Below are 23,847 nucleotides of genomic sequence, written 5' to 3'. Positions count from 1 at the left end.
GCCTTCTGCGTCAACCACCGTCCTCGCGACCCGGATCGACGCGAGTCCACCCAGTAAGTGAATTGCCATTCCACTACCGCAGCGCTCCCACCTGCATCTTCACGCCAATCAGTGCGCCAAGTCGGGCCGACATGATTAACTCGACCGCCACTGGAAAAGGGGAGTTTCACATGGAGCCTACGGCCGCGCAGCGGGCAGCGCTGAGCATGATCTGCGATACCTTCGTTCCCGGCGACGGATTGACCTTGCCGCCGGCGAGCGAGCTCGGCGCGGTCGACACCGTCTTCCGGCTGTTGAGCCGCAGCCCGCGGGAGGCCGATCGCAAGCAGCTGGCAATGCTGTTGGGCTGGTGGGATTCTCGCCTCACCGGATTGCTCCTCGGCGCGGGCCCGCGCCGGTTCTCCACGCTGTCACTACAAGAGCGGGAGCGGGCACTGCTGCGCCTCGGCGATTCACGGTTGGCGCCCGTGCGCGCGATCTTCCAAGCGCTCAAACAGGCAGCGCTGTTGTCCTACAACGTGACTCCGGGCCCCACCGGCACCAACCCGCTCTGGAAAGAGATCGGCTATCCGGCACCGACCGGCCCGCTCAGCACCGCGCCACAGCCGACACTCGCACCGGTGCGGTATACCGAGAACACCACGCTCAATTGCGATGTCGTGATCGTCGGCTCCGGCGCGGGCGGCGGCACCGCGGCGGCCGTGCTGGCCGAGGCCGGTCTCGACGTGATCATGCTCGAACGCGGAAACTACTACGACGACAAGGATTTCGGCGCGGGTGAACTTGCCGCCCTGGAACAGCTCTACGCCCCCGGCGCCAGTTCGTCCGAGGGACAGATCACCCTGGTCGCCGGAACCTGCCTGGGCGGGGGCACGGTGGTCAACTGGAGCACCTCGTTGCCCACCCCCGATGACGTCCGCACGGAATGGGCCGAACTGGGTGCGGCGCAGTTCGCCGAGGCCGAGTTCAGCGCGGCCCTCGCGGCGGTGAGCCGCAGACTCGCCGTGACCGACACCCGCTCGCCGCTGTCGGCCCGCGACGCCGTCCTGGAACGCGGAGCGCGCGGACTCGGCTGGGAAGTAGACGCGTTGCCGCGCAACGTCTCCGAGGCCTGCGATGCCGGAACCGAATGCGGTAGCTGCGGTTACGGCTGCCGTCTCGGCGCCAAGCAGTCGGTCACCAAGACCTGGCTCGCGGATGCCGCCACGGCAGGCGCACGACTGGTCATCGACGCGAACGTCCGTCGCATCGAGGTGAAAAACGGTCGTGCCGAGAGCGTTTCGGCGATCACTCCGTCCGGAGCTCGGATAGAGGTGCGGGCCCGCGCCGTCGTGGTCGCGGCGGGTGCGGTGCAGACGCCGGCGCTGCTGCGCCGATCCGGTCTGCGCAACGAGAACATCGGCCGTCACCTGCGGCTGCATCCGGCCGCCGCGGTGTTCGGCGTCTTCGACGAGGAGCTGCGCGGCTGGGAGGGCGCGCTACAGGGTCGCATCTGCCGTCAGCACGCGGATCTCGACGGCAACGGCTACGGCGTCATCTACGAGACGGGCCCGGTCCATCCCGGCCTGGCCATCGGCTTCATGGGCTGGCGTGGCGCGGACGCGCACCGCAGCACGCTGCTCGACTTCGCCCGCACCACCCCGATCGGCGTCATCACCCGCGACCGCGACTCGGGCACCGTCACCGTCGACAAATCCGGCGAACCGATCGTCAACTACCGCCTCTCGGCCTACGACGCCGCCCACCTGCACACCGGAATCGAAGGCGCCGCAAGCATTCTGGAGGCAGCGGGCGCACGCCGCATCTTCTCCGGCCATCAGACCGGCGTGGCCTACGAACCGGGCCGCCGCGGCGCGCACGCCGAGTTCGCCGCCTCCTGCCGCGACGCGGGCTACGGACCCGGGCAGTGCGCGATGGGCGCCCTGCACATCATGGGCTCGGCCCGGATGGGCGGCTCTCCGCAACTCTCGGCCACCGATCCCGACGGCGCCACCTGGGAGGTCGCCAATATCGTCGTCGCCGACGGCTCCTGCTTCCCCACCGCCTCCGGCGTCAACCCGATGATCTCCATCGAGGCGATCGCCTACATGAACGCGAAGAGGCTGGCAGCCCGGTTGACCTGAGCGGAAACGGGGACGTCTGTGCCCCCAGTTCCATTGGCATCAGCCAATGCCCGAAAATTGCCAAAACCGGTCACCGGGTATTGCGTCCCAGCTCAGACCGGCTGCACCACGGAAACTGTGGACGCAATAGCAAACAACTGGCGTATCCGGTGCACTGGCGGGCATGCTTACACTTTGATGAGCTCGTTCAGCGGACAGTGACACAGGGAAGGTTCGGGGGATGTCCGATACCGACGGCCGGGATACTCTGCGCAGTGAAATCCACGCGTTCTATGCCGGTTTCGGTCAGCCTGATGCCTTGCAGGCCGCATTTCGCCAGGCGGCACTGTTCGTGCCGGTGACCGACGAGGAACGCGTCACTATTTCGCACTTGGGCGGCATCGATTGGCTGTGTGCATTCACCAGCATCGAGGAGTACGCCCGATTCATGATGACGCGCGGCTACCTGACCGAGGGCGGCATCGAGGCCGAGCGCGAGTATCGATATCACACGCTGTCCGGTTGGCGGCTCCTCGACTACGCCGAGTCGAGAGACCAGCCCACCGGCGTCGCGGTCGACATCATCGGGTCGACCCCCATGGCATTTCCGCCCGAAGTAACCGAGTAACAACCGAATCGAGGGGGCGTCGTGACGCAGCAGGTAAAGATCGACCCTGCGGTATTGCAGCAGGCCGCTAAAGGGATCCAAGCCACCATCGGTGAACTGTCGAGCATGGGCATCGGTGAAACCGGCAACATGGGGCGCGGGTTCTCGCTGCTGACGCTGTCGACGATGGAGGCGGGCAAGCACACGGTCCAGAAGACGTTCGAGGAGTTCACCGAGCGGTGGTCCTGGGGCGTGCGAGCACTGGTGCAAGCAGGCAACTCGATCGCCAAAACGCTGGGTTTGGCGGCCGGTCGGTATCACGAGATGGACGCCAAAGCCGAGGGCATGCTGAAGAAGATGTGGACGCACCTGGCGGGCAACCCGCACCTGACCGATGAGCAGATCACCAAACGGTCGTGGGGAGATACGTTCGCCGACAACTCGTTCAACCATATTCGCAATGCGGACTACAGCATGCAGTCGTTCGAGAAAGCGAACAAGACGATACAGACGAACTTCAAGGTGATCGAAGCGGTCGGCCCGCAGGCCTTCGCCAACATTTCCCCCGTCACCGGCAGTCTGCTCACCGGTCAGACACCGGGCTGGAACACCGGCGCGTCGGAGCAGGCGGCGAAAATCATGAAGGATGCAGAGGGCAAGTAGCTTTGGGACTCTGGGATGTCGTCAACGATATCGGCGATGCGATCGAGAAGGGCGTCGAAAAGGTTGTCGAAGGCGCCGGTCAGGTCATCGACGACGGTTTGGACGTCCTGTCCGACGGCGCGAAATATGTCGGCCTGGACGACCTCGCCGAAGGACTGGACGACCTCGGCGACAACATAGCCTCGGGCACCGGCGGCGCCGTCGACGAGGAACAACTCGGCGAGACCGAGGATCCCAAGGAACTCGTCCGCGGCGAGCCGACCGAAATCAGTTCCACCGCAGAGACATTGCAGAAGATGGCCACCGCCATCGACTCCACCGGCCAGGCGCTCAAACAGATCGACGCCGCCGACTGGTCCGGCCAAGGCGCGGACGCGTTCAACGCCGTCTACGACAAGCAGCCGAAACTGTGGTTCGACGCCGCCGACGCGTTCACCTCGGCGGCCAAGGCCATGGAGGCCTGGCACAACGAGGTGAAAACCGCGCAGGACAAGGCCGCCGACGCCATCGACAAATGGAAGGCCGCCGACGCGGAGGAACGCAGGCAGAAGAACTGGTGGAACTCGCTCACCGGGGAACAGCAGGCGCAGACCACGCTGGTCGATACCTGGACCAGCATGCGCAACGAGGCGCGAGAGATATTGCGCGGCGCACGAACTCAGCGCGACAACGGTGCCTCCATCGCGGTGAGCGCCTTCGCCGCCGCTACCGAGAAGGCGCCCAAGGAACCACCGTTCACCGACCGCTGGATCGCCAATATCTCGGATATGGGCGGGGTGCTCGAACACGGGGCGTTGAACTTCACCTCGGGCCTGCTCACCAGTCTCACCGGGCTCGTGCAGTTCGTGCGCCAGGTCAACCCGACCGACATCTACAACCTGACCCATCCGGCCGAGTACGCGACCGGTCTGTCCAATCTCGGCACGGGATTGGTTGTCGCAGTGGCGGATCCGGGCGCGACGGTCAACGCGATACTGTCCGACGCCAGAAAGAATCCGTTCGAATTCCTCGGGGCTTTGACCGGTGACGCGCTGCTCACCGCGGCCACCGGTGGTGGCGGTAGCGCCAAGGTCGCGCTCAGCGCGCTGCGGAAGGCGACGGATGCCAGTCGGCTCGCGCGCGGTGCCGACAATCTCGGTGACCTCGGGCGGCTGCCCAACACGCACACGCCGAACTCGACGTCCTCGCCTGATCCGGGAAGCCAGTTCGGGACGCCGTCGCATGCGTCGATGGACACCACCCAGCGGCCCGGCCCCGCTCAGGTCGACCCCGGGCACAGTCCCGAGAACAACCCGGTCCAGGCGAGCAGCCGACCCGAGTCCCCTGCCCCGCGGACGGAGAACACCGGGGGCAACAACTCGACCTCCGAACCGCCCAGCACGCAGCGCTCGGAGCCGTCCTCGTCCAGTCCGGAAAACAACTCCCCCGATCCGGCGCCCACCCGTCAGGCGGACCCGGCACCGACCCGTCAGGCAGACCCGGATCCGACGCCTGCCACGCACACCGACCCCACGCCGTCGCCGGCCTCGCATGCCGATCCCTCGCCCACCGCTCGCCCCGATCCCTCCCCGGAACCTGCACCCACCCAGCGACCGGACACGGACACCGCACCGCCGCCGCGTGCGGATCCCGAGCCGTCGCCTGCCGCCCGGCCGGGGCCGGACCCGGATCCCGGGCCGACGCGGATCGATCCTCGGCCCGAGGAGGTTCGCCCGGCTTCGACGGTGGACAACACTGCGCCGTCCCCGCGCACCGAGGTCGATTCGACGCCGAGCCCCCGCACCGAAGTCGACTCCACACCGAGCCCACGCACTGAAGTCGACTCCACACCAAACCCACGCACCGAAATCGATTCGACACCCAACCCACGCACCGAAGTCGACTCCACACCAAACCCACGCACCGAAATCGACTCCACACCAAACCCACGCACCGAAATCGACCCGACACCGTCTCCGCAAGCGAAGTCCGATGCGCCGTCGCCGGTTCGTACCGACGCAGACCACACGCCGGACACCCGACCCGACACGACGCCGACCACGTCCGCCGACCGACCACCCGCGGCACATGCTGATCCCGACGGGACATCACCGGTTCGCACAGACCCGACACCGGACGCCCGCCCAGCCGCAACGCCGAATTCGAGTGCCACACCAACCCCCGGCCCCGCATGGCATCCGGGCGCGACACCCCACGCCGATAGCCCGACACCGCAACCGCGCACACAATCGGACTCCCCCTCGGGAACGCGTCCGCAGCCCGATCCGGCACGTCCGCACAGCGACGCCCCGGCGCGTCCCGAACCCGGGCCCCGTCCGCAGCCCGATCGTTCGCCTGCACCACGCGCGAATCCGGACCCGACGCCTGCGACGCGCCCCCATCCGGAAGCGCCGGTCGCACGACCACATCGCGATCCGGTGCCGGCGGGCCGCGCCGACCCGCAGTCGTCACCTGCTGCCCGCTCGCAACCCAGTTCGCCGTTGCACGCGCGGCCGACTCCGGACCACACCCCGCAGCGCACCCACACCGATCCACCGATGCGAACCGACCCGGATGCACCGAGGCGGGATACGGATCCGCCTTCCGGCCGAGGACCGGACGGTGACACGAAACCGCGTACGCCACATCATGATCCGGACCGGTCACCCGATCGCAGCGACGGCAACGACCGTCCGCGCGGACCGGAGGACCCGCCGCGGGATCGTCACCCGGATCGCGATCGCGAACCGGATCGCGATCGTCAGCCGGACCGCGACCGTGACCGCGAACCTGACCGCAAGCCGGACCGCGACCGCCAGCCTGATCATGACCGCGAACCCGACCGCACGCCGGAGCATGACCGTGATCCCGACCGCCGGCCAGACCGCGACCGCGAACCCGACCACACGCCGGACCGTGACCGCGATCCCGACCGCGACCGCGAACCCGATCGCAAGCCGGATCATGACCGTGATCCCGACCGCGACCGCCAGCCTGACCGTGACCGCGAACCGGACCGCGACCGTCAACCGGACCGCGACCGTGAACCAGACAACGACCGTCAACCGGACCGCGATCCCGACCCTGACCACCCCACGGCGCAGGACCGAGCCGACGCCGACCGCAATGCCCACGAGCACGCTCGCGATTCCGGCCCGGAGTCCGACCGAACCCCGGAGCAGAAGACCTGCTCCACCGACCCGGTCGACATCAGCACCGGCGAATTCCTGCTCCCCGACACAGATCTCGACCTCCCCGGCGTCCTGCCGCTGACACTGCAGCGGGCACACCATTCGAACTACCGGTTCGGTCGCTGGTTCAGCCCATCATGGTCCAGCACCCTGGACGCCCGGATCGTCGTAGAGGAAGCAGGCGTCACCTTCATCGGCGAGAACGCGATGATGCTCGCCTACCCGCACGCTGAGGTCGGCGTACCCGTGCACCCGCTCAACGAGGGTCAGCAATGGTCGTTGACCCGCACCGATGCCGGCGGCTACCGCGTGAGAGATCAACGGCGAGAGGTGATCTGGCACTTCGCCCCCGAACTCGGACTGGACGGCATCGAAGCCAAGTTCGGCAACTACGCGGTCTCCGCCATCACCGACCGACACCACAACCGCATCCGTTTCCACTACGACGCCGACGGTGTACCGACCGAGGTCACGCACTCAGGCGGATATCGAGTCCGGATCCACTCGGATCGTGCGCGAATCACCGGCCTCTCCCTGATCACCGACGATCCGGACCTCGGCGAATTCGCCACCCCGGTAATGGAATTCATCTACACAGACGCGGATTTGGCCGCAGTAATCAACGCCGACGGAGCAGCAACCCGCTACACCTACGATGCCGAACACCGGATGACATCGTGGACCGACTCCAACGGCAACCAAATGGTCAACACCTACGACGAATCCGGCCGCGTCGTCTTCCAACGCGGCACCGCCGGAATCCTCAACTGCGACTACGACTACCTCCAACTCCCCGACGGCTCCGGCCGCCTCACCACCGTCACCGACTCCCTCGGCGCCACCACCGCCCACGGCTTCGACCGCGAACTACAATTACGCGACCTCATCGACCCGATCGGCGCCCGCACCCACATCGACTACAACGCCGACCGCAGGCCACTGACCATCACCGAGCCCGACGGTGCAATCACCCGCTACGTGTACAACGACGCGGGCGACCGAACGGAAGTCATTCGCCCCGACGGAAATTCGACCGAGATCGAATACGTCTGGCGGCACCGGGCCAGCAAGATAACTTTCCCCGACGGTTCCGTCTCGCGCCGCGAATGGACGACCGACGGCGACCTCGCCGCCGTCATCGACCCCGCCGAAAACCGTACCGAGTTCACCTACCACCCCAACGGCGCCCTGGCCACCATCGTCGAATCCAACGGTGCCCGCACCACCATGCAGGTGGACGCCGCTGGTCTCTTGATTCAAGTCACTCAGCCCGACGGCGCGATAACCCACATCCGACGCGACTCCGCAGGCCGACCGACCCACATCACCGACCCCCTCGGCTCAGTGACCCGCTACGACTGGTCCCCGACCGGAAATCTGCTCCGCAGAACCGATCCCGACGGCCACACCGAGTCGTGGACCTACGACGGCGAAGGCAACATCCGCACGCACACCGACCGCGCGGGTGGTGTCACCCAGCTGTCCTACGGCGATTTCGATCTCCTGCACTCCCGCATCGACCCCGACGGCTCGATCACCCGATACACCTGGGACTCCGAACGCCGCATCACCGCCGTGCACAATCCCATCGGGCAAAGCTGGACCTACGAATACGACAGTGCCGGACGGATTATCGCCGAGACCGACTACGCCGGGGCCACAACCCGATACACCTACGACCGAGCCGGACGAATCGGCGCGGTCACTCCGGCCACCGGCACAACTCGCCACCATCGCTACGACATACTCGGTCGAGTCACCGAGATCGCCGCCGATGACGAGTGGATCCGCTACACCTACGATCCTGCGGGGCGCGCTCTTTCCGCCGTCAACGGCATCGGAGCGGACCGCACGCACTCCCTCGAATTCGCCTACACCGCAGTCGGAGGCGTGGCGTCCGAACGGCTCGACGCCCGGCAGCCGATGCTGTTCGAGCACGATCAGCGCGGCCACCGGATCCGCCGGACGACGCCCTCCGGCGCCGTGGCAACCTGGCACCACGATGTCTCCGGCCGGTTGGACCATCTCAGCGCCGACGACCACGACATCACCTTCGACTACGACCCCCTCGGCCGGCTGACCAGCTGGCGGGTCGGCGAACTTGCGGTCACCCGCGGTATCACACCGATGGGCCAGGTGACCCACCAAGAGGTGACCGCCTTCCCCGCCCGAGCTCTGTCTCTCGGATCCGGCTTGTCCGCCCGGCCTGCCCCGCACCGAGTCCGTCGCGACGAATTCACTTATCGCGCAGACGGTTACCTCACCACGCACACCATCGACCGCACTCAGCAAGACCTCCTACAGCGCGACTACAGCCTCGACGCCGCCGGTCGTATCACCACCGTCGCCACCAACGGCGCCCCCACCGAGCGATACACCTACGACGCGCTCAGCAACATCACCAACTCCACCGTATCCAGCAACCCGCCGGCTCCGACACCCGCTGCCGCACCGCCGCACCCGGCCGACGACGGTCGCCGCGAATACCGCGACAATCTCCTCATTCGCGACGGTCGAACGCGCTACCACTACGACCCCGCCGGACGGCTGATTCGCAAAACCACTGTCCGCCTCTCGCGTAAACCCGACGTGTGGCACTACCGCTACAACGCCTTCGATGAACTCACCGACGTCTGGACCCCGGACAACCAGTGGTGGCACTACACCTACGACGCACTCGGTCGCCGCACCACCAAACAGCACCTCGCCCACGACGGCACCGTCCTCGAACGCATCGACTACCACTGGGACGGCATCCATCTCATCGAGCAGGCCACCAGCACCGGCACCATTCGCTGGCAGTACCAACCCGGCTCGCACACGCCGCTCACCCAGACCACCGACGATGCCACGATCGACCGCGAGTTCTACGCGATCATCACCGACCTCGTCGGCGCTCCTACCGAACTGATAGATCCCGGCACCGCCGAGCCCGCGGCCACCGCCAGCGCCGACCTCTGGGGGCGGACCAACTGGCGCGGGAAAACAAACTCGCCGCTACGGTTCCCGGGGCAAATCCATGACCCCGAAACCGGGCTGCACTACAACATGTTCCGGTACTACAACCCGGACACCGGTCAGTACCTCACGCCCGACCCCCTTGGCCTGACCCCCGCACCAAACCCCTACGCCTACACCACCAACCCGCTCAGGTTCATCGACCCGCTCGGCCTGACACCGAGAGCGTGCGAGCGGTTCGACAACTTCCATAGACAGGTCACTCCAGGAGAGCTCGAACGTGCGCCTGCCCCATATCCAGGGGGCGACGAAGGACACGCGTATTCGAAACACCGCGTCACCCCCCAGGTTCAGGCTTCCATCCTCAACAACCCCGATCGGATCTTCTCCGGGACCTACCATGGCGAGAATTACATCACCGGTCAGCCCTACACCCGCGAGGTCGACGTCTACTACCGGGAAGGTTCCCGAGACCCCAACAGGGGTTCCGTGGTAATCACCGAAGCGGGTAACAAGAACTCCGTCATCACGGCCTATGGTTTGATCGACAGGAGGATCCCGAAGCCGAAGGGGGTCAAAGTGGATAACTGGGCGGGCAACCCGCATTACGTAGAGATCCGCACCAATAACGGTGCCCACGAAGTGGTGTTTCCCAACCGGGAGAGCTGGGAAAGGAACGACTGGCAGTGACGGTAGACGATGGCGCCGAGGACAGCCCGGCAGTCCGGTGGCTGCCGGCGATCAACGCCCTCGCCGACAGTCTCGCCACTCATCTCGGCGAGCAGGTGAACGTGGTCGACGCGGGCGAAATGGAGGATGCATTCTCCTGTCTCCTGCGAGGTCCTGAGCCGTCCAGTCCATCCTTCCAGGTGACTTGGGAGGGAGTGCTCGGTATGCATTACACCGACGGACGGCCGCGCGTCAGCGTCTCGCTGTTCCTGTACAGCCGAGGTCGCCGCCTGCGGCTCGACGACCAGCCAGGCAGTTATCTGGAAATCGTCTACGAAGGTCCCATGGACGGCTCGGGGACCTGGCGCGATCTGGGTTGGCTACGAGACGATTTCGGCGAGTTCGAAGCGTACGACCATTACAGCGGCTGACCGCTGGCGCGACAATGCCCCGCCCGCAGAGCTGCTCGGTTCGCTGGCGGCAATCGGACTTCTTGCCTGCACCGGTGAAACAGCAAGCGTCCCTTCACCTCGACAGGCGATGCAGGCGGTGAACGGCTGGCAAGTGAAGCCGGAGGCAACAGTCCCCTACCGATCAGGCGAGGTGCCTGGCGATCTCGACACGCTGTGGCATGCCGAAGCCGACGCTGTGTCGCTCTACACGGACACCGGCGAGTTTCTCCTCGTACTTCCGGGACCGGGCAGCAGCCGCGGGGGCTGGCTCTGTGTCCGGGATACGGTGTGCGAAAGGCTGCCATCTCGGATCGCGACGATCACGAACCAGCCGGAGTTCATTGCGATGTCGCTCGACGGTAGGCAAATCTGTGCGACGTCACGGGAGGAAGACGAGTACTGGATCATCACCCACAGGTTTCCTGACGATTTCGAGACCGTAGATCGCAAGCAGAGCGTCGTCTACCCCGAGGTTGGCCGTCTCATCGAAAGCGGCACGACGTGGGACAATCTGTTGTCCTACTTGAAATCTACGGGTGAGTTCAACGGCCACAAGATCGAGCTGATGGGCATTCTTCGCGAGGGTGGCGGAATCCCGATTCCCGCAAGCCGGGAGCTGCTGTCCCTGCTCGACCAGCAATGCACGCCGATGGTGCCAGCAGAAGAACTGGAAGCGAAATGGCGACAACTCCTTTCGGATAGACGACCCGGCTGAACGCATTCCGCTGTTTCCCTTGCGCGAACCGGAAGCGCTGAGAAAGGAACGGCTGAGCACCCCATGGATCAGCCCCGCGCGGATTCCGGTATTCATGAGCAGCGAGGGTGCGGAAAATCAGCTCATGCAGAGAAGCGCGCATCCGAACGGACACGCGCTTCTCGACTTACAGACTTGCTGTGGGGCAGTATTCGGGATGGTCGCGCTGCTTAGCCGCGCGCCAGGAACGACTTTTCGAACTCCGCGAAACTGATCTGGCCGTCCTTGTTCTCGTCCAGCAGCCCGTGGTATCGAGTATTGGCTGCCTCGCTTACCTCGCGGGTGCGATCGAGGTAAGCCTTCAGTTCGGCGATCGCTGGGCGAATCAGGACCGCTGCGATCCTGATTCGCCCTGCCGGCCGCGCGTCACCACGGCCGCGCGTGTCGGCGGGTGGAACTCGGCATGCATTGCGACAGCGCCGCGAGAATCCCCAGGGCCAGGGGGCAGTTACGTGGCGATTGCCTCAGCGGGGCTCGTGGCTGCGCCGGCTCAGGACAACCGTGCCCGCGGGGCAAGAATGTCGGTCGCCGGTCCAGCAGGCTCCCCCGGCCGGGCGACCTCGAGCAGGACGACGCCGTGCGCGTCGGGGCTCCAGCTGTGCCCGCACACCACTGCGACGCCACCCCCGACGTGGGCGACCACCCGGCCCGGCGTGCCTCGGTAGGTGCGGGCGGGGAAGGTGGCGGTTTTGATATAGAGCTTGCCGCCGTCGAGTAGACACCACGCATTGACAAATGGATCGCTTTGCGCGCGAACGAGGTCAAGGATCCGGGTGGTGGGCTGGGTCCAGTCGATGCGGGTGTCGGCTTCGGTGATGCGGTGGTAGAACGACCCTCCGGCGCGCTGCGGGACGGGTGTGACACCGGCGGCGACGCGGTCCAAGGCGGTGAGCACGGCATGCGGATATTCCTTCAACAAGGCGGAATACACCACAGTCGCAGTGTCCTGGGATGCGATAGGCACGGTGACGGTATGCACGATGGGACCGGTATCGAGATCCCGTTCCATGACGTGCACGGTCAGGCCGATGGCGGTTTCGCCGTTGCGGATCGACCAGTTCACCGAGCCGAATCCGGCATAGTCGGGCAGCAGGGCATCGTGAATGTTGAGCGGACACAGCGAGGGTATGGCCAGCACGTCTTCGGGCACCCGGGTCCGCCAATTCGCCGAGACCAGCACCTCGGGTGCGAGCGTGCGCAGTGCTTGGACAACTTCCGGTGCGTCGGCCAGATCGTCGGCGATCAAGGTGCGCAGACCGAGCTGATGTGCGATCGCAGCCACGTGCCCGGCGCCCAAGCCGCCGAATTCGGGACGATGGGTGACCACGGCGGACACCTCGTGCCGGGCAGCCAACGGCCCCAGCACGGTCGCGCCGATTTCGCCGTAACCGAAGAACACTGCCTTCATGACGGTGCCCACAACGTGTCCATCGTTTCGTGGCTGAGGGTCTTGTCCAGATCGCGGTGGGCGGCGTAGGCCATATTGAGGATGAGCCTACGACCACTGCGCAGCGGATAGACCCGGTGCAGCGAAGTGTCGGTGCGCATCAGATAGAGATCGTCTGGCCGCAGCTCAGCGGAGATAATCGAGCGGCCGATGAATTGACTGTGCAGTCGTGGATTCTCCTTGTTCCACACCGTATTCGGCACATACTGCACGAAACCACCCTCCTCGACGGGCGGACAATCCAGGACCCACACCAGAGCGAAACTGTAGTCGTCCCAATGCCATCCGTGCGTGTCGCCTGAGGCAGTCAGCTCGGTGATGACGAACTGCTCGGGCTCGTAAGGACAGCGCAGTACTGGTTCTCCGGCAATCGCGGCCACTGCGTGGCGCAGTTCTTCGGACTCGTAGAGAGCGGGAATCACGGTGCCGTGCCGATGGATCTCGCTGCGCCGCGTGTTACGCATGCGCCGTGGCGTGTGCCCGGTTTCGGCGAGACGGAGTTCGCGTCGAATCCCATGTGCGGTAATCAGCGCTTCGGCCTCGGCGCGGACGGCTGCTTTCACCGTATCGGGTGCGAGGAAACCAATTGTGGTGAAGCCCGATTCACGGAACTCGCGGCTGGCGCGAACGAGCTCGGCTGTCTCGGCGAGTGCACTGAACCGCTCGGTCAGCGCTGCCAGCAGTGCCGTCGTGTTCATGGCACCGCCCGGTACCAGCGCTCGACCACATTCGGATGTGACCGCAGCCAGCCTGCCAGCGCCGATTCACCATAGGCACACTGCCGGTCGGCGGAGACCGGCTGCGCAAGTCCGGGCGGCAGGTGCATCGGCTCGACCACCGCGTCCAATCGAGGTGCGAGGAAGAACGCCGCACTGTAGCGGTCCCGACCGTCGGGCGGGCTGATCACGCGGTGCGGTGCGGCCCGCAGATAGCCGCCGGTGGCCCGCTCCAACATCTCACCGATGGTGACCACGAAGTCTCCTGGGCGCGGTGGCACATCCAGCCATCGTTCGTCGCGGGTGCGCACTTGGAGTCCACCGACATCATCGTGCTGCAACAACCCTAGGTATCCGTAGTCGCGGTGCACGCCGATGCCCTGCCGATCCCCGGTCTCGGCACGACCGGGATAGTGCAGCAGCTTCAGGTACACCGCTGCCTGGTCGTCGAACCACCGATCTACCCAACTCGGTTGCTGTCCGAGAATCGCGGCGAGGGTGCGAAGCACTTGCACCCCGACGGCTTGCAACGCGTCCTGCCACGCCAGCACCGTGGACCGCAGTTCCGGCAAGGCCGTCGGCCACTGATTCGGCCCGATCAATCGCAAATAGGGTGGATCGTCCGGCCCCAGATCCAGCGGCGGTCGTTCCGGGCCGACATCGAACTGCTCCCGCCAATCCGGCCGCCCGCGCGTATGTTCCCCGCCGACTCGCGAATACCCGCGGAACTGCGGCGATTTCACGTTCTCCACCTCGCGCAGGCGCTCCCTCGGCAGTGCGAAGAGTCGCCGAGTGATCGCCAGAATCTCCGCGGTGACCGAGCGAGGCACGGCATGGCCGGTCACCCGAAAACACCCGACATCGCGCGCCGCCGCCAGCAGATCCCTACGCGCCGCCGGATCGTTGCGAGACAGGTCCACCGTCGCGACATCCATACCCGAACACCTCCGAAGCTCCGAGGTGGGCGAGACACCCACCGCGCCAGCGGTTCTGGACGGCAATGTCCACCCGGCTCACGCGTAAGCCACCATTGTCGCCGCCAGAGCCTTCCGCTCACTGGAGATCACCGAAGTTCAGGGATACAGCCCCCGCGTCACGACAGATCGACTCGACGCGGCCTGCCGCCCTACGGCGGGCCGGGGAGAGTCGGCGCTCTCTTGCTGCTGCGGGTAGCGTTCGGCGCGTGGTGGGCAGATACTCGCACGTGTTGCGCAACCTGAATTTTCAGGCCGGTTCGTTCTCCGGAGGCAAAAACGACGAACAAGTATTGCGCACTTCGGGAATTGTGCTGATCCTGGCTTGCGCGTTCGTGCCGATGATGGACACCTTCATCGCGGGTGTGGCGTTACCCGGAATCCGGCGCGACTTCGGTATCGAGCAAGGGTCGGCGCTGCTGAGTCTGGTGCTGGTCGGATATATCGCGGCATTCGGTTCGCTGCTGATTGTCGGTGGACGGGTCGGTGACCGCTTCGGACGTCGCCGAGTGCTGTGGGTGTCGGTCGCGGGATTCCTGGTCACCTCGGCGCTCTGTGGGTGGGCACCGAGTTTCGAAGTGCTGGTGGGAAGCCGAATACTGCAGGGCGCCACGGCGGCGTTCGTGATGCCTCAGGTGCTGGGACTGGTGACCGCGCATGCCGACGCGCGCCGGGAACGGGCGATCAGCTGGTACTCGTCCATGAGCGGAATTTCCGCGCTGGTCGGTCTCATCGGAGGCAGTGCGCTGCTCGAGCTCGCGGGCGGCAGTGGTGCGTGGCGGTGGTTGTTCCTGATCAACATTCCCGTCGGGGTCATCGCGTTGCTGCTGTTGCCCCGCCTGGTTCCGGATACCGAACCGAATGTCGGCCAATATATCGATGGGCGCGGCGCGGCACTGTTGTCGCTGACGGTGCTCTCTTTCCTACTGACACTGTCGATGTCGACCATCCTCGGCGCGGGGACCATCGCCCTCGCGGTGGCCACGGTTGCCATCGGCTGGGCCTGGCTCGCCCATCAGCGTCGATGCGCCGCCGCGGGTAAGGCGGCCGTGGTGCCGGAGGGCATGTTCGGCAATCCCGACCTCCGATGGGCGCTGGCCCTGATGCTGCCGTTCTTCGCGGGAGCGGGCGGATTCCTTTATGCCCTGCCGCAAACATTGCAGGAGGGGCTGGGGCATTCGCTTGTCGTCGCCGGACTACTGACCGCGCCGATGGCGCTGGGATTCCTGGTTTCGTCGTTCGCGGTGCCGCGGATCCGTGGTCGGCTCGGTGTCCGGGCGATCGCGTTGGGGGCGACGGTACAAGGCGTCGGGTTGGCAGGCATGGCAGTCGGCGTGACCGCGGCGAACGCGCCGCTGATATGTGTGGCGATGCTGCTGATCGGGACCGGGCAGGGCATCACGCTCGGTTCGATGAACGCGCACATGTTGTCACTCGTGCCCGCGGAGCTGGCCGGGATGGGTGGCGGTGTGCTGCTCACCGCACAGCAGGTATCCATTGCTACGGGCGCAGCAGTTCTCGGAACGCTGTTCGGGGTGGTTGTTCAGGCGTCCGGGCACCAGACGGCGATGGTGACGGTGCTGGTGGTGCAGGTGCTGCTGGCTGCGGTGGTGATCATCGCAAGTCTTCGATCAGGTGCCGGGCGCGTCGACCGGTTGTAGCGACGAGATCTCGTGCAGGCTGTGGCCCATCTGCTCGTTCAGGAAGCGCACCATCGTCCACCACTTGCCACCTTCGGCGTCGAACTCGCCGAATCTGCTGCAGTACAGCGGGATCCAACGTAAGAACTGTTCGATCATGACCTCACGCGAGGGCTGCTGCCGACCGTAGTCACCGTAGGAGATCGACCGGTGATGGATGAAATAGCCGCCGGGGAGCCGGTTCTCGCACAGGTCGACGTATTCGCGGGTCTGCAGGATCAGGTAGTGCCACACCTCGTCGATCGCCTGTTCGACGGGCAGGAACAGACCGCTGAGCTCGTCGCGGTGCGCGGACACGAGAGTCAGGTAACGCACCGCCTCACGGACCTGAATGCGGGCGGTGGGCTCATCGACCCGATTGTGTTCTCGCACATAGCGAACCGTCTCCTCGTACAGGTCGCCGAGAATCTCTTGTTCGGTCATCGGCATGCTCCTTCAGCGGACCAGCCAGGCGTACTTGCCGGACTTACCGATCGGAATGTGGGTACGGTGCACGACCACTACCGTCGCGCCGGTCAATCCGCTTGCCGCAGTTGCCAGCTCGTCGGCGGACGCACGGTCGAGGGCCGTGCCGTCGAAGGTGGTGTAGGCCAGCTCCGCCTGCGAACCGTCGACTCGCAGCTGGTAAACGAACACCTGCGGGCCGATGTCGGCGATGACATCGTCGAGCTCCGCCTGCGAGGTGATGGCGGTGTCGGTGACCAGGAGTTCCTTCTCGCGGCCACAGAATCGCACGATCTGCCGCGGGTCGGCTGAACCGTCGCCGGTGTGCACACAGTCGCCGGTGTTGTACCGGAGCAACGGCATGAACGGGTTGCGGATACTCGACACGACCAGGCTGTGGATGCCACGGCTGCCGGGGATCGGCTGCAGTTCGACCTCCATGTCGATCAGGTGCGGGTGGTAGCGACCCTGCGTATCGCCGTAGTACAGATAACCGAGCTCGGTGCTTCCGAAAAGCTCGACGACCGGGCAGCCGAGCCGTTCGGCAAGAAAGCGGCGGACGTTGCGGGGTGTGAATTCATAACCGTGAATCGCGCTGACCGGGTGCGGGAACCGGTCGCCCGCCGCACGCAGCAGATACGCGGCGTGATATGACGAGCAGTCGAGATGGTAACGGCCGCCGCCCTTTTCGGAGCGAACCGCATCGATCTCTTCGACCATCCGATCGACGGCCTCCGACGACCAGCCGGCCGGATCCAGCTCCTGATTGACATACACGGTCCGGTCATCGAGCCACCGCCGCGCGATATCGGAGGGCTCGCCACCTTTGGCTTCGTTGACCCGCGCCACATGGTCGGTCGCCAGCCGCGTGGTGACAGAGACTCGGGGCACCCCGGCGGCAAACGTGTCGCCGATCTCCGGATGATCGCGCCAGACCGCGTAATAGGTCTTCAGCAAGAACAGCGGGGGACGAATGAGCGGCATCCGGGCGTGATTCGTACCGGTAGACCAGACATATTGCGCCGCACCGGTTTCCAGTGCGGAGCGGACCTGCGGAGTCATGAACGAATCCGGGAAGGTCTCGGCGAGATCGGATTTCGTGATGATCGGGAAGGAGTTCGCCGCCGCCCATTCCCGGTAGAACGGGATGTCGCGGGTCGCCTCGACGAACTCGTGCGGAAGCGGGCGCGTGATACGAGTGTCGGTCATAGTGTCCGGGCAGCCGGGGCCGAGCCGAGCAAGCAGCCCGGCCCGCGGCTTGCGACTAGGAGATGCAGCCCGCCTTGGAGATGCATCCGTCCTTGGCCCCGGACTCCGAGTTCACCTCGACCCACTTCTCCCAGTTGGCATCTTGAGCGAGGGTCTTGATCAGATCGTTCATGGCGCTTCCCTTCGATCGATGGAACCTGCTTGCAGCGCCCATGGTAAAGCATGAGTAAAGAGATTGCCTGGTGTATGTTTTCGCTCACCGAGCGGAGTTTCTATAGCCAAATCGCATGACAGTCTGCGCGATCCAGTCGTAAGGCTTCGTCACCTGCGGTGATGCCCGGAGATCGGGCCTTGCCGCTATCCCCTCCACCTCGACCGAGGAAGTGGATCCTCGCTGCCTGCACGGTCGAAAAAGTTCAGCAAACTCTACGATTCACCTACGGAGATCAGAGAGTGGGCAAGCATGCAGATCGAAGAACGCCGAACGAGTGTGCCCGCGCTGTGTGCGGTGGCCGTGTGGGGTTTGATCACCGCCGTCCTGACCGCTCCGCTTGCCGCGGCCCTGGTCGGGCTCGTCTACCGGTTCCCTGTCCCGTTCGGTGACGACGCGCGCGGCATCGCAGAGTTCGGCAATGCCGCAATGGCATCGGTGTACTACCTCGTCAAAGGCGAGGGACTCATACTGGCGGCACTCGGCGGCGGCGCAGGGTACTTCATCGCACGCGCCCTCGGGCCAGGGCTGATCCGCGCACTGGCGCTAGCCATCCTGACCGCTTTCGGCCTGGCGATGCTCGGCGCGGTAATCCTCGCCGCAAGTTGACACCCAGCCAACTGTCGCGGTCGGACGCGGCGACGGCGATCTGCCGCTTCACCAGACGCAGGCTATCGAAAGGCGCAACTGCTCAGGTAGTCGGCGGTAGGAAGTCTGCTACCGCGGTCGTCACTCGGATCAACTCGTCACAGAGCTCGGTTCGGGATCGTTGCGCGGTCAACGAGGCTTCGAAAATGAGCGTTTGGCCGCCGGCATCAGGAAGATTCGCTTCCCGAGGCACCTCGAATGCCAGGACACACCATCCCTCCGAATCATCCCAGTGCACTTGGACTGCGTGGCGATCGCCGATGGTTACCGGCATCGGTCGCACACAGGTGGATCGGTCATAGACCGACGAGCGGGATCGGGCCGTGAGATTTGCGTCCGGAAGCCAGGTCGTATTGGGAGAATTCGGCGTTCTCTCCGTAGTTGATGGTCGAGATCGTCTGCCCGCGTACGGATAGCGCGACCTTCCTGTGGGCCGTGCAACGTCCACTCCTTCGTCACCGTGGTCGACCCGACGAGTGGCACGGACAGCACATCACCGTCCCTGGCGACCCGGTAGAGCTTGTCGTCCAGCACCGCAAGCGAACTGCGATGCGTCTCCCAGGTGAAGCCGGGCATCGTCAGCGCTGTTTCCGTACGTGTGCCGTCCGCGGTCCGGAACTTCACCAGCGTGAGTCCCGTAGCGCCGCCGCCGGTAACGGCCTGCTCCGAGGCGTACAGCGCAACTATCTCGGATCCGTCGGCCGTGCACGGGGCGGTCGAGGTGACCGGGCGGAACTCCGGGTCGTAGCCATGCCTAGGAGTTCCTCGTCTTCTCGTTGAACACGTCAGGCGTGGGTCCAGTTGATCGATATCAGGACTCTCCCAGTAGTTCTCCGGTCGTCAACTGCTTCGGCGGCAGCAAGAGGTTTGGTTCGAGGCAGGAGCGGCGGGTGATGAGGGCGGCTGCGCCGCGGGTGACGGCGGTGCTGCCGAAGGCAGAGAGGGTGAGCTGGATGGGGCGGCGGGTGGCGGCGAGTACGCCGGTGCTGAGTTCGGTGCGGACGGCAGGGGCGAGGTGGTCGAACAAGGCTGCGTAGCTGCCGCCGAGGACTACGGTTGCGACGTCGCAGATGTTGATCAGGGAGGCGAGGGCGGCCCCGAGGGCCTCGCCTGCGGTCTCGACGGCGGTGAGGGCGCGGATGTCGCCGTGGTCCAGGGCGTGTAGGAGTGCGTCAAGGTTGCGCTTGGCTGCGGTGCGGAGGATGGCGTGGAGTCCGGCGTATTGCTCCACGCAGCCGTGGCTGCCGCAGGGGCACGGGCGGCCGGGGCGGGCGATGGTGACGTGGCCGAGTTCGCCGGCGAAACCGCTTCGGCCGCGAAACATGGCTCCGCCGATCACTATTCCGGCGCCGATGCCGACATCGCCGGAGACGTAGACGAAGTCGTCGCCGGACATTCGGTGTGGCCAAACGTGGGCGAGGGCGGCTAGATTGGCTTCGTTGTCCACCGCCACGTCCGTCGCCGGTCGTCCGAGATCAGCCGCAAGCTGGTCGCCTGGTCGAATTCCGTTGAGGCCAGGCACATTCGGGGTATACACGACGGTTCCGTCCTGGACGATGCCGGGTACGGCGAGACCGATTCCGAGTGGGTCCCGGCCGCATGCGGCGATCGCGGTGCGGATCAGGTCGGCGAGCCGGGGCACGATGTCGGCTGCGGCCGCGTGGCGGTTGTCCACCTCGATTCGCTGTTCGAATTCGGTCGAGCCGTCCAGCCGCTGCACCGTGACGGCGAGGTGCCGCACGTTGATTTCCGCGCCGATCGCGACGGGTCCTGCGGCGGCGAAGTGCAGTGGCCGGGACGGCCGGCCACGTCCAGTGTTCAGCACGGCGCCTTCGGCGAGAATCTGTTGCTGCAGTAGGGGTTCCACGAGGCTGGCGACGGTAGCTTTGGTGAGGCCCGTGCGCTGGGCGAGTTCGGCCCGCGACGCCGGGCCGTCCAACATTGCCACCAGCACCGCCTGGAAGTTCCCGGTCCGCACCTGTCGCAGGTGCACAGGGCTGGACAGCCGCGTCATCGCTCGCGGAACCGAGTGGCCCGGCACCACTGGCCCTCAGCGCTCACCGCGCGCCGATAAGGTGTTCGAGCGCAAGCTGATTCAGCCGGACGAAGCCGTATCCGCGCTCCCCCGCGCGGTCGGCGTCGAACTTCGCCAACTCCTCATCGATCAGCAGGTCGGCGTAGGTCTCCCCCACCGCCAGCGTCGGGGTACGCAGCTCATCGACACCTGCGGTCGCCAAGGCTTCTCGCACATCGGGATCCGCGCGGAAGGCACGGGCGCGCTCGCGCAACAGCAGATAGGTCCGCATGTTGGCAGCGGCCGACTCCCACACTCCTGCAAGGTCTTCGGTTCGTGACGGCTTGTAGTCGAAGTGCCGTGGCCCGTCGTAGGCGGGGGCACCGTCCGGCCCGCCGTTCTCCAGCAGGTCGACCAAGGCGAAGGCGTTCATCAAGTCACCGTGCCCGAAGACCAGGTCCTGGTCGTATTTGATGCCGCGCTGGCCGTTGAGGTCGATGTGGAACAGCTTGCCGTGCCACAGCGCTTGCGCGACGCCGTGCGCGAAGTTCAATCCAGCCATCTGCTCATGCCCCACTTCGGGATTGACCCCGACCAACTCGGAATGCGCGAGCGTGCTGATGAACGCCAGCGCGTGCCCGACGGTCGGCAACAGGATGTCGCCGCGTGGCTCGTTGGGCTTGGGCTCGATCGCGAACCGGAGGTCGTATCCGCGGTCGCGCACGAATCCGGTGAGCACATCGAGACTTTCGCGGTAGCGGTCCAGCGCCGCGCGCACATCCTTGGCGCTGTCGTACTCCGCGCCTTCGCGCCCGCCCCACAGCACGTAGGTCCGCGCGCCCAGCTCGGCCGCCAACTCCACATTTCGCAGGACCTTGCGCATCGCGAACCGGCGCACTTGCCGATCGTTGCTGGTGAACCCGCCGTCCTTGAACACCGGATGGGTGAACAGATTGGTGGTCACCATGGGCACCACGAGCCCGGTCTCCGCCAGCGCCGTCCGCAGTCGCGCGATGCGGCGGTCTCGTTCGGTGGCGGACGCGCCGAACGGGATCAGGTCATCGTCGTGGAAGCTGAGGCCGTAGGCGCCCAGCTCCGCGAGTCGATGCACCGCGTCGACCGCGTCCAGTTCCGGTCGGGTGGCGTCCCCGAACGGGTCCCTCCCTTGCCACCCCACCGTCCACAATCCGAAGGAGAACTTGTCGGCAGGAGTTGGCGCAACCATATCGATCCTAGAGTTAATTCAGATATTGAACTAAGTACGTTCGAGCGTACCGGCCGCCTCGCCCTCAGATGCTGGAATCGAAGTCATTTGTCTGTGCGACAGGCCATTTGGGGTCGGCACCGCGAGCTGCGTCGATCGCCGGATCGGTGGCGCATCTCCACCCACTATGTTGGTCGCATGAGTGCCGCCCCCTCACCACGAACCGACAGTGCCACCCTGACCGCGTTGTACGACGAGCTGGATCGTGCTGCGGGAGCGACGGATCGGGTCGGCGCGGCGGGACTGCCGACCATGATCGAGGCTTTGTGGAACTACCTCGAAGCGATGGCGGCCGAGGACCCGGCAATGACGCACCGGCACGCACGGCCCGCCGTGCTGACGTTGTCGAACGCGACCAGCTCATATTTCGGCGCGCGGCTACGGCACACCTCCGATACGGCGCGGTGCGAGCTACCGCTGCTACGCATGTCGGTGACCACGGGCCGCGACGAAGAGCTCGGCACACCCTCGGTGCACGAGTGGATCGAAGCCTTCGAACTGACGCTGATCTGCCGCAACGGTCCGCGTGACTTCTACCTGCGCAGCCAGTTCCACACTATGTACCACCCGAACCTGTGGACACCGACCGATGCCGCGGAACTGCGCGTGCCCTACGCCTACGCCGCCGCCCTGTCGGCGCTGCTGCAGCGGGCCCGCTGGCCACGCAACAAGGACGTCAAAGCCGCTGTCGCCCAATTGCTCCCGCCCGCACTGGAGCGGATCGCCGAGGCACCGGCAGATTCGGCGTGGCTGCCGCGGATCCGGATCATCGAGCGACTCGCCGCCAAGAAGGACATCAGCCAGGAGCTCGCCGACGCGGTGGGCAACCCGCCGCGGTCCCGTATCGCCTGGCCGCTGCTGGCACTCGCCGCGCTGGCACATGATCTGAAGCTCCCGGCAGCCGTCGAATCCGACTATCTACCAAGGCGATTCGTCGACTGGAAGTCATGACCGATCCGATCGAGTTCCCGAGCAAGCGCGGGCACTACCGGTTGCAGCGCCAAAAGGGCGGGATCGGCTACTTCGGCGAGGTGACGGTGGCGGTGCGCGGCGGAACGAAACCCGTTCGAAGCCAGACTTTTTGGGCCGTAGACCAAGCCGATACCAGCTCGATCCAACCGCGGTTCGACCCGGAACTCGTCGACGCGGCGCTGCGCGGGGCCGAGGACGGGCTCGGTCTGCTCTCCCGAATCGGAGTCGACGTATCGGACCTGGTTGTCCACGTCACCCATGTTCAGCTCAACCTCACCGACATCGAGGAGACCGCGGTCCGGACCGCCGCTGCACTCGCCGTCGCCGATAGTCACGCACCGTCGGGTCGATTCTCGGCCGAGTACGACGGCGGCTGGCGGGCCGTGGTGAACCCGCTCTGACCACACAGTGGCCACACCATGCGGCGGCATCGTGCCGTGCCGGTCGAGACCCGGCGAAGACGCCGGGTTTGGGAATCGCGCAGCGGGCCATTTCGGTCTTGTACGAGCCGCTTCCCGGCGATCGAGAACGGACAACAGCGATGAACGATAAGAGAAACCCGTCTGCTGAGTCACCCGAGACGGAACTGCTGCGGGCCGACCGCGACCTGACCCGCGAGGAATTGGGCCAGACCATCGCGGAACTGACCGACAAGCTCGATGTTCGCGGAAGGGTCGAGGGCAGACTGCGGGAAACCGCCGAAACCGCCCGCGCGAAAGCGACCGGGGTAACCTGCGTCGCCCAAGAAAGGGCAGTCCAGCTCGCGGCCGTGGCAAACAGCAGGCGAGTGCCACTTTCCGCCGCAATCGCGGTAGTTGTCGCGGCCTTGGTCGGATGGCTGATCCTGCGCGACCGCCGGAGCAGATGAGGTGG

18 protein-coding genes are annotated in these 23,847 nt (G+C 65.7%); 11 read left to right on the top strand and 7 right to left on the bottom strand.

The window, feature by feature from the left end; all coding sequences use genetic code 11:
• The first annotated feature begins 170 nt into the window (after window positions 1-170).
• The 6 genes from IBX18_RS06765 (at window position 171) to IBX18_RS06740 (ending at window position 11,336) form a co-directional block, all read left to right on the top strand.
• Window positions 171-2,123, top strand: a complete 1,953-nt coding sequence (locus tag IBX18_RS06765; RefSeq protein ID WP_194832871.1) for a GMC family oxidoreductase — start codon at window positions 171-173, stop codon at window positions 2,121-2,123.
• A 220-nt stretch (window positions 2,124-2,343) separates the two neighbouring features.
• The gene (locus IBX18_RS06760) at window positions 2,344-2,730 is read left to right on the top strand and encodes an SseB family protein (protein ID WP_135231533.1); all 387 of its coding nucleotides are present in this window, start codon (window positions 2,344-2,346) and stop codon (window positions 2,728-2,730) included.
• A gap of 21 nt (window positions 2,731-2,751) precedes the next feature.
• Window positions 2,752-3,372, top strand: a complete 621-nt coding sequence (locus IBX18_RS06755; protein ID WP_194832870.1) for a type VII secretion target — start codon at window positions 2,752-2,754, stop codon at window positions 3,370-3,372.
• A 2-nt stretch (window positions 3,373-3,374) separates the two neighbouring features.
• Window positions 3,375-10,190 carry a putative T7SS-secreted protein gene (locus IBX18_RS06750; RefSeq protein WP_194832869.1) on the top strand — a complete coding sequence of 2,272 codons (6,816 nt, stop codon included), beginning with the start codon at window positions 3,375-3,377 and terminating at the stop codon, window positions 10,188-10,190.
• Window positions 10,187-10,600, top strand: a complete 414-nt coding sequence (locus IBX18_RS06745) for a hypothetical protein (RefSeq protein ID WP_194832868.1) — start codon at window positions 10,187-10,189, stop codon at window positions 10,598-10,600. The genes IBX18_RS06750 and IBX18_RS06745 overlap by 4 nt, the downstream gene beginning before the upstream one ends.
• Before the next feature lie 118 nt (window positions 10,601-10,718).
• Entirely contained in the window at window positions 10,719-11,336 is a 618-nt protein-coding gene (locus IBX18_RS06740) for a hypothetical protein (protein ID WP_194832867.1), read from the top strand.
• Window positions 11,337-11,865: 529 nt separating this feature from the next.
• Here the strand turns inward: IBX18_RS06740 and IBX18_RS06735 are convergent.
• The 3 genes from IBX18_RS06735 to IBX18_RS06725 are packed head-to-tail and all read right to left on the bottom strand — an operon-like array spanning window position 11,866 to window position 14,473.
• A complete protein-coding gene (locus IBX18_RS06735) occupies window positions 11,866-12,795 on the bottom strand; it encodes a methionyl-tRNA formyltransferase (RefSeq protein WP_194832866.1) in 930 nt (309 codons plus the stop codon).
• Complete coding sequence (locus IBX18_RS06730) at window positions 12,780-13,520, bottom strand: hypothetical protein (RefSeq protein ID WP_194832865.1); 741 nt, start codon at window positions 13,518-13,520, stop codon at window positions 12,780-12,782. The genes IBX18_RS06735 and IBX18_RS06730 overlap by 16 nt, the downstream gene beginning before the upstream one ends.
• Window positions 13,517-14,473: an isopenicillin N synthase family oxygenase gene (locus IBX18_RS06725; RefSeq protein ID WP_194832864.1), complete on the bottom strand. Its 957-nt coding sequence runs from the start codon at window positions 14,471-14,473 to the stop codon at window positions 13,517-13,519. Before IBX18_RS06725 ends, IBX18_RS06730 begins: the two co-directional genes overlap by 4 nt.
• 248 nt (window positions 14,474-14,721) lie before the next feature.
• On the opposite strand from IBX18_RS06725, the gene IBX18_RS06720 reads away from it, so the two are divergent.
• A complete protein-coding gene (locus IBX18_RS06720; protein ID WP_194832863.1) occupies window positions 14,722-16,173 on the top strand; it encodes an MFS transporter in 1,452 nt (483 codons plus the stop codon).
• On the opposite strand, the gene IBX18_RS06715 is transcribed toward IBX18_RS06720, so the two are convergent.
• Together IBX18_RS06715 and IBX18_RS06710 are read right to left on the bottom strand one after the other, a co-directional pair.
• Entirely contained in the window at window positions 16,144-16,635 is a 492-nt protein-coding gene (locus IBX18_RS06715) for a hypothetical protein (RefSeq protein ID WP_228540574.1), read from the bottom strand. The two genes, IBX18_RS06720 and IBX18_RS06715, sit on opposite strands and share 30 nt — an antisense overlap.
• A 12-nt stretch (window positions 16,636-16,647) precedes the next feature.
• Window positions 16,648-17,865, bottom strand: a complete 1,218-nt coding sequence (locus tag IBX18_RS06710; RefSeq protein ID WP_194832861.1) for a hypothetical protein — start codon at window positions 17,863-17,865, stop codon at window positions 16,648-16,650.
• Between the two features lie 463 nt (window positions 17,866-18,328).
• On the opposite strand from IBX18_RS06710, the gene IBX18_RS06705 reads away from it, so the two are divergent.
• Window positions 18,329-18,685 (top strand): hypothetical protein, encoded by a 357-nt coding sequence (locus IBX18_RS06705; protein ID WP_194832860.1) that lies wholly within the window; start codon window positions 18,329-18,331, stop codon window positions 18,683-18,685.
• A gap of 850 nt (window positions 18,686-19,535) precedes the next feature.
• Here IBX18_RS06705 and IBX18_RS06700 read toward each other — a convergent pair.
• Together IBX18_RS06700 and xylA are read right to left on the bottom strand one after the other, a co-directional pair.
• Window positions 19,536-20,666, bottom strand: a complete 1,131-nt coding sequence (locus tag IBX18_RS06700) for an ROK family protein (protein WP_228540667.1) — start codon at window positions 20,664-20,666, stop codon at window positions 19,536-19,538.
• A 115-nt stretch (window positions 20,667-20,781) separates the two neighbouring features.
• Window positions 20,782-21,963: a xylose isomerase gene (xylA, locus tag IBX18_RS06695; protein ID WP_194832858.1), complete on the bottom strand. Its 1,182-nt coding sequence runs from the start codon at window positions 21,961-21,963 to the stop codon at window positions 20,782-20,784.
• Between the two features lie 177 nt (window positions 21,964-22,140).
• Between xylA and IBX18_RS06690 the strand changes: the two genes are divergently transcribed.
• From IBX18_RS06690 to IBX18_RS06680, 3 genes are all read left to right on the top strand, one after another.
• On the top strand, window positions 22,141-22,953 hold the full coding sequence (locus IBX18_RS06690) for an Imm49 family immunity protein (protein WP_194832857.1): 813 nt from the start codon (window positions 22,141-22,143) through the stop codon (window positions 22,951-22,953).
• Complete coding sequence (locus IBX18_RS06685) at window positions 22,950-23,375, top strand: hypothetical protein (protein ID WP_194832856.1); 426 nt, start codon at window positions 22,950-22,952, stop codon at window positions 23,373-23,375. The genes IBX18_RS06690 and IBX18_RS06685 overlap by 4 nt, the downstream gene beginning before the upstream one ends.
• A gap of 140 nt (window positions 23,376-23,515) precedes the next feature.
• Window positions 23,516-23,842 carry a DUF3618 domain-containing protein gene (locus IBX18_RS06680; protein ID WP_194832855.1) on the top strand — a complete coding sequence of 109 codons (327 nt, stop codon included), beginning with the start codon at window positions 23,516-23,518 and terminating at the stop codon, window positions 23,840-23,842.
• The last annotated feature ends 5 nt before the right edge of the window (window positions 23,843-23,847 follow it).

Origin of the sequence: Nocardia sp. XZ_19_369 (assembly GCF_015355715.1) — a bacterium.
Classification (GTDB): domain Bacteria; phylum Actinomycetota; class Actinomycetes; order Mycobacteriales; family Mycobacteriaceae; genus Nocardia.
Note: the sequence above shows the minus strand (reverse complement) of the source record. Positions and strands in the feature narration are given on the sequence as shown.

Coding starts and splice junctions, on each gene's coding strand:
- IBX18_RS06715 (WP_228540574.1), bottom strand. CDS start 16,635: ATGACCGAACAAGAGATTCTCGGCGACCTGTACGAGGAGACGGTTCGC.
- IBX18_RS06705 (WP_194832860.1), top strand. CDS start 18,329: ATGCAGATCGAAGAACGCCGAACGAGTGTGCCCGCGCTGTGTGCGGTG.
- xylA (WP_194832858.1), bottom strand. CDS start 21,963: ATGGTTGCGCCAACTCCTGCCGACAAGTTCTCCTTCGGATTGTGGACG.
- IBX18_RS06710 (WP_194832861.1), bottom strand. CDS start 17,865: ATGACCGACACTCGTATCACGCGCCCGCTTCCGCACGAGTTCGTCGAG.
- IBX18_RS06760 (WP_135231533.1), top strand. CDS start 2,344: ATGTCCGATACCGACGGCCGGGATACTCTGCGCAGTGAAATCCACGCG.
- IBX18_RS06680 (WP_194832855.1), top strand. CDS start 23,516: ATGAACGATAAGAGAAACCCGTCTGCTGAGTCACCCGAGACGGAACTG.
- IBX18_RS06685 (WP_194832856.1), top strand. CDS start 22,950: ATGACCGATCCGATCGAGTTCCCGAGCAAGCGCGGGCACTACCGGTTG.
- IBX18_RS06690 (WP_194832857.1), top strand. CDS start 22,141: ATGAGTGCCGCCCCCTCACCACGAACCGACAGTGCCACCCTGACCGCG.
- IBX18_RS06700 (WP_228540667.1), bottom strand. CDS start 20,666: ATGTTGGACGGCCCGGCGTCGCGGGCCGAACTCGCCCAGCGCACGGGC.
- IBX18_RS06725 (WP_194832864.1), bottom strand. CDS start 14,473: ATGGATGTCGCGACGGTGGACCTGTCTCGCAACGATCCGGCGGCGCGT.
- IBX18_RS06730 (WP_194832865.1), bottom strand. CDS start 13,520: ATGAACACGACGGCACTGCTGGCAGCGCTGACCGAGCGGTTCAGTGCA.
- IBX18_RS06765 (WP_194832871.1), top strand. CDS start 171: ATGGAGCCTACGGCCGCGCAGCGGGCAGCGCTGAGCATGATCTGCGAT.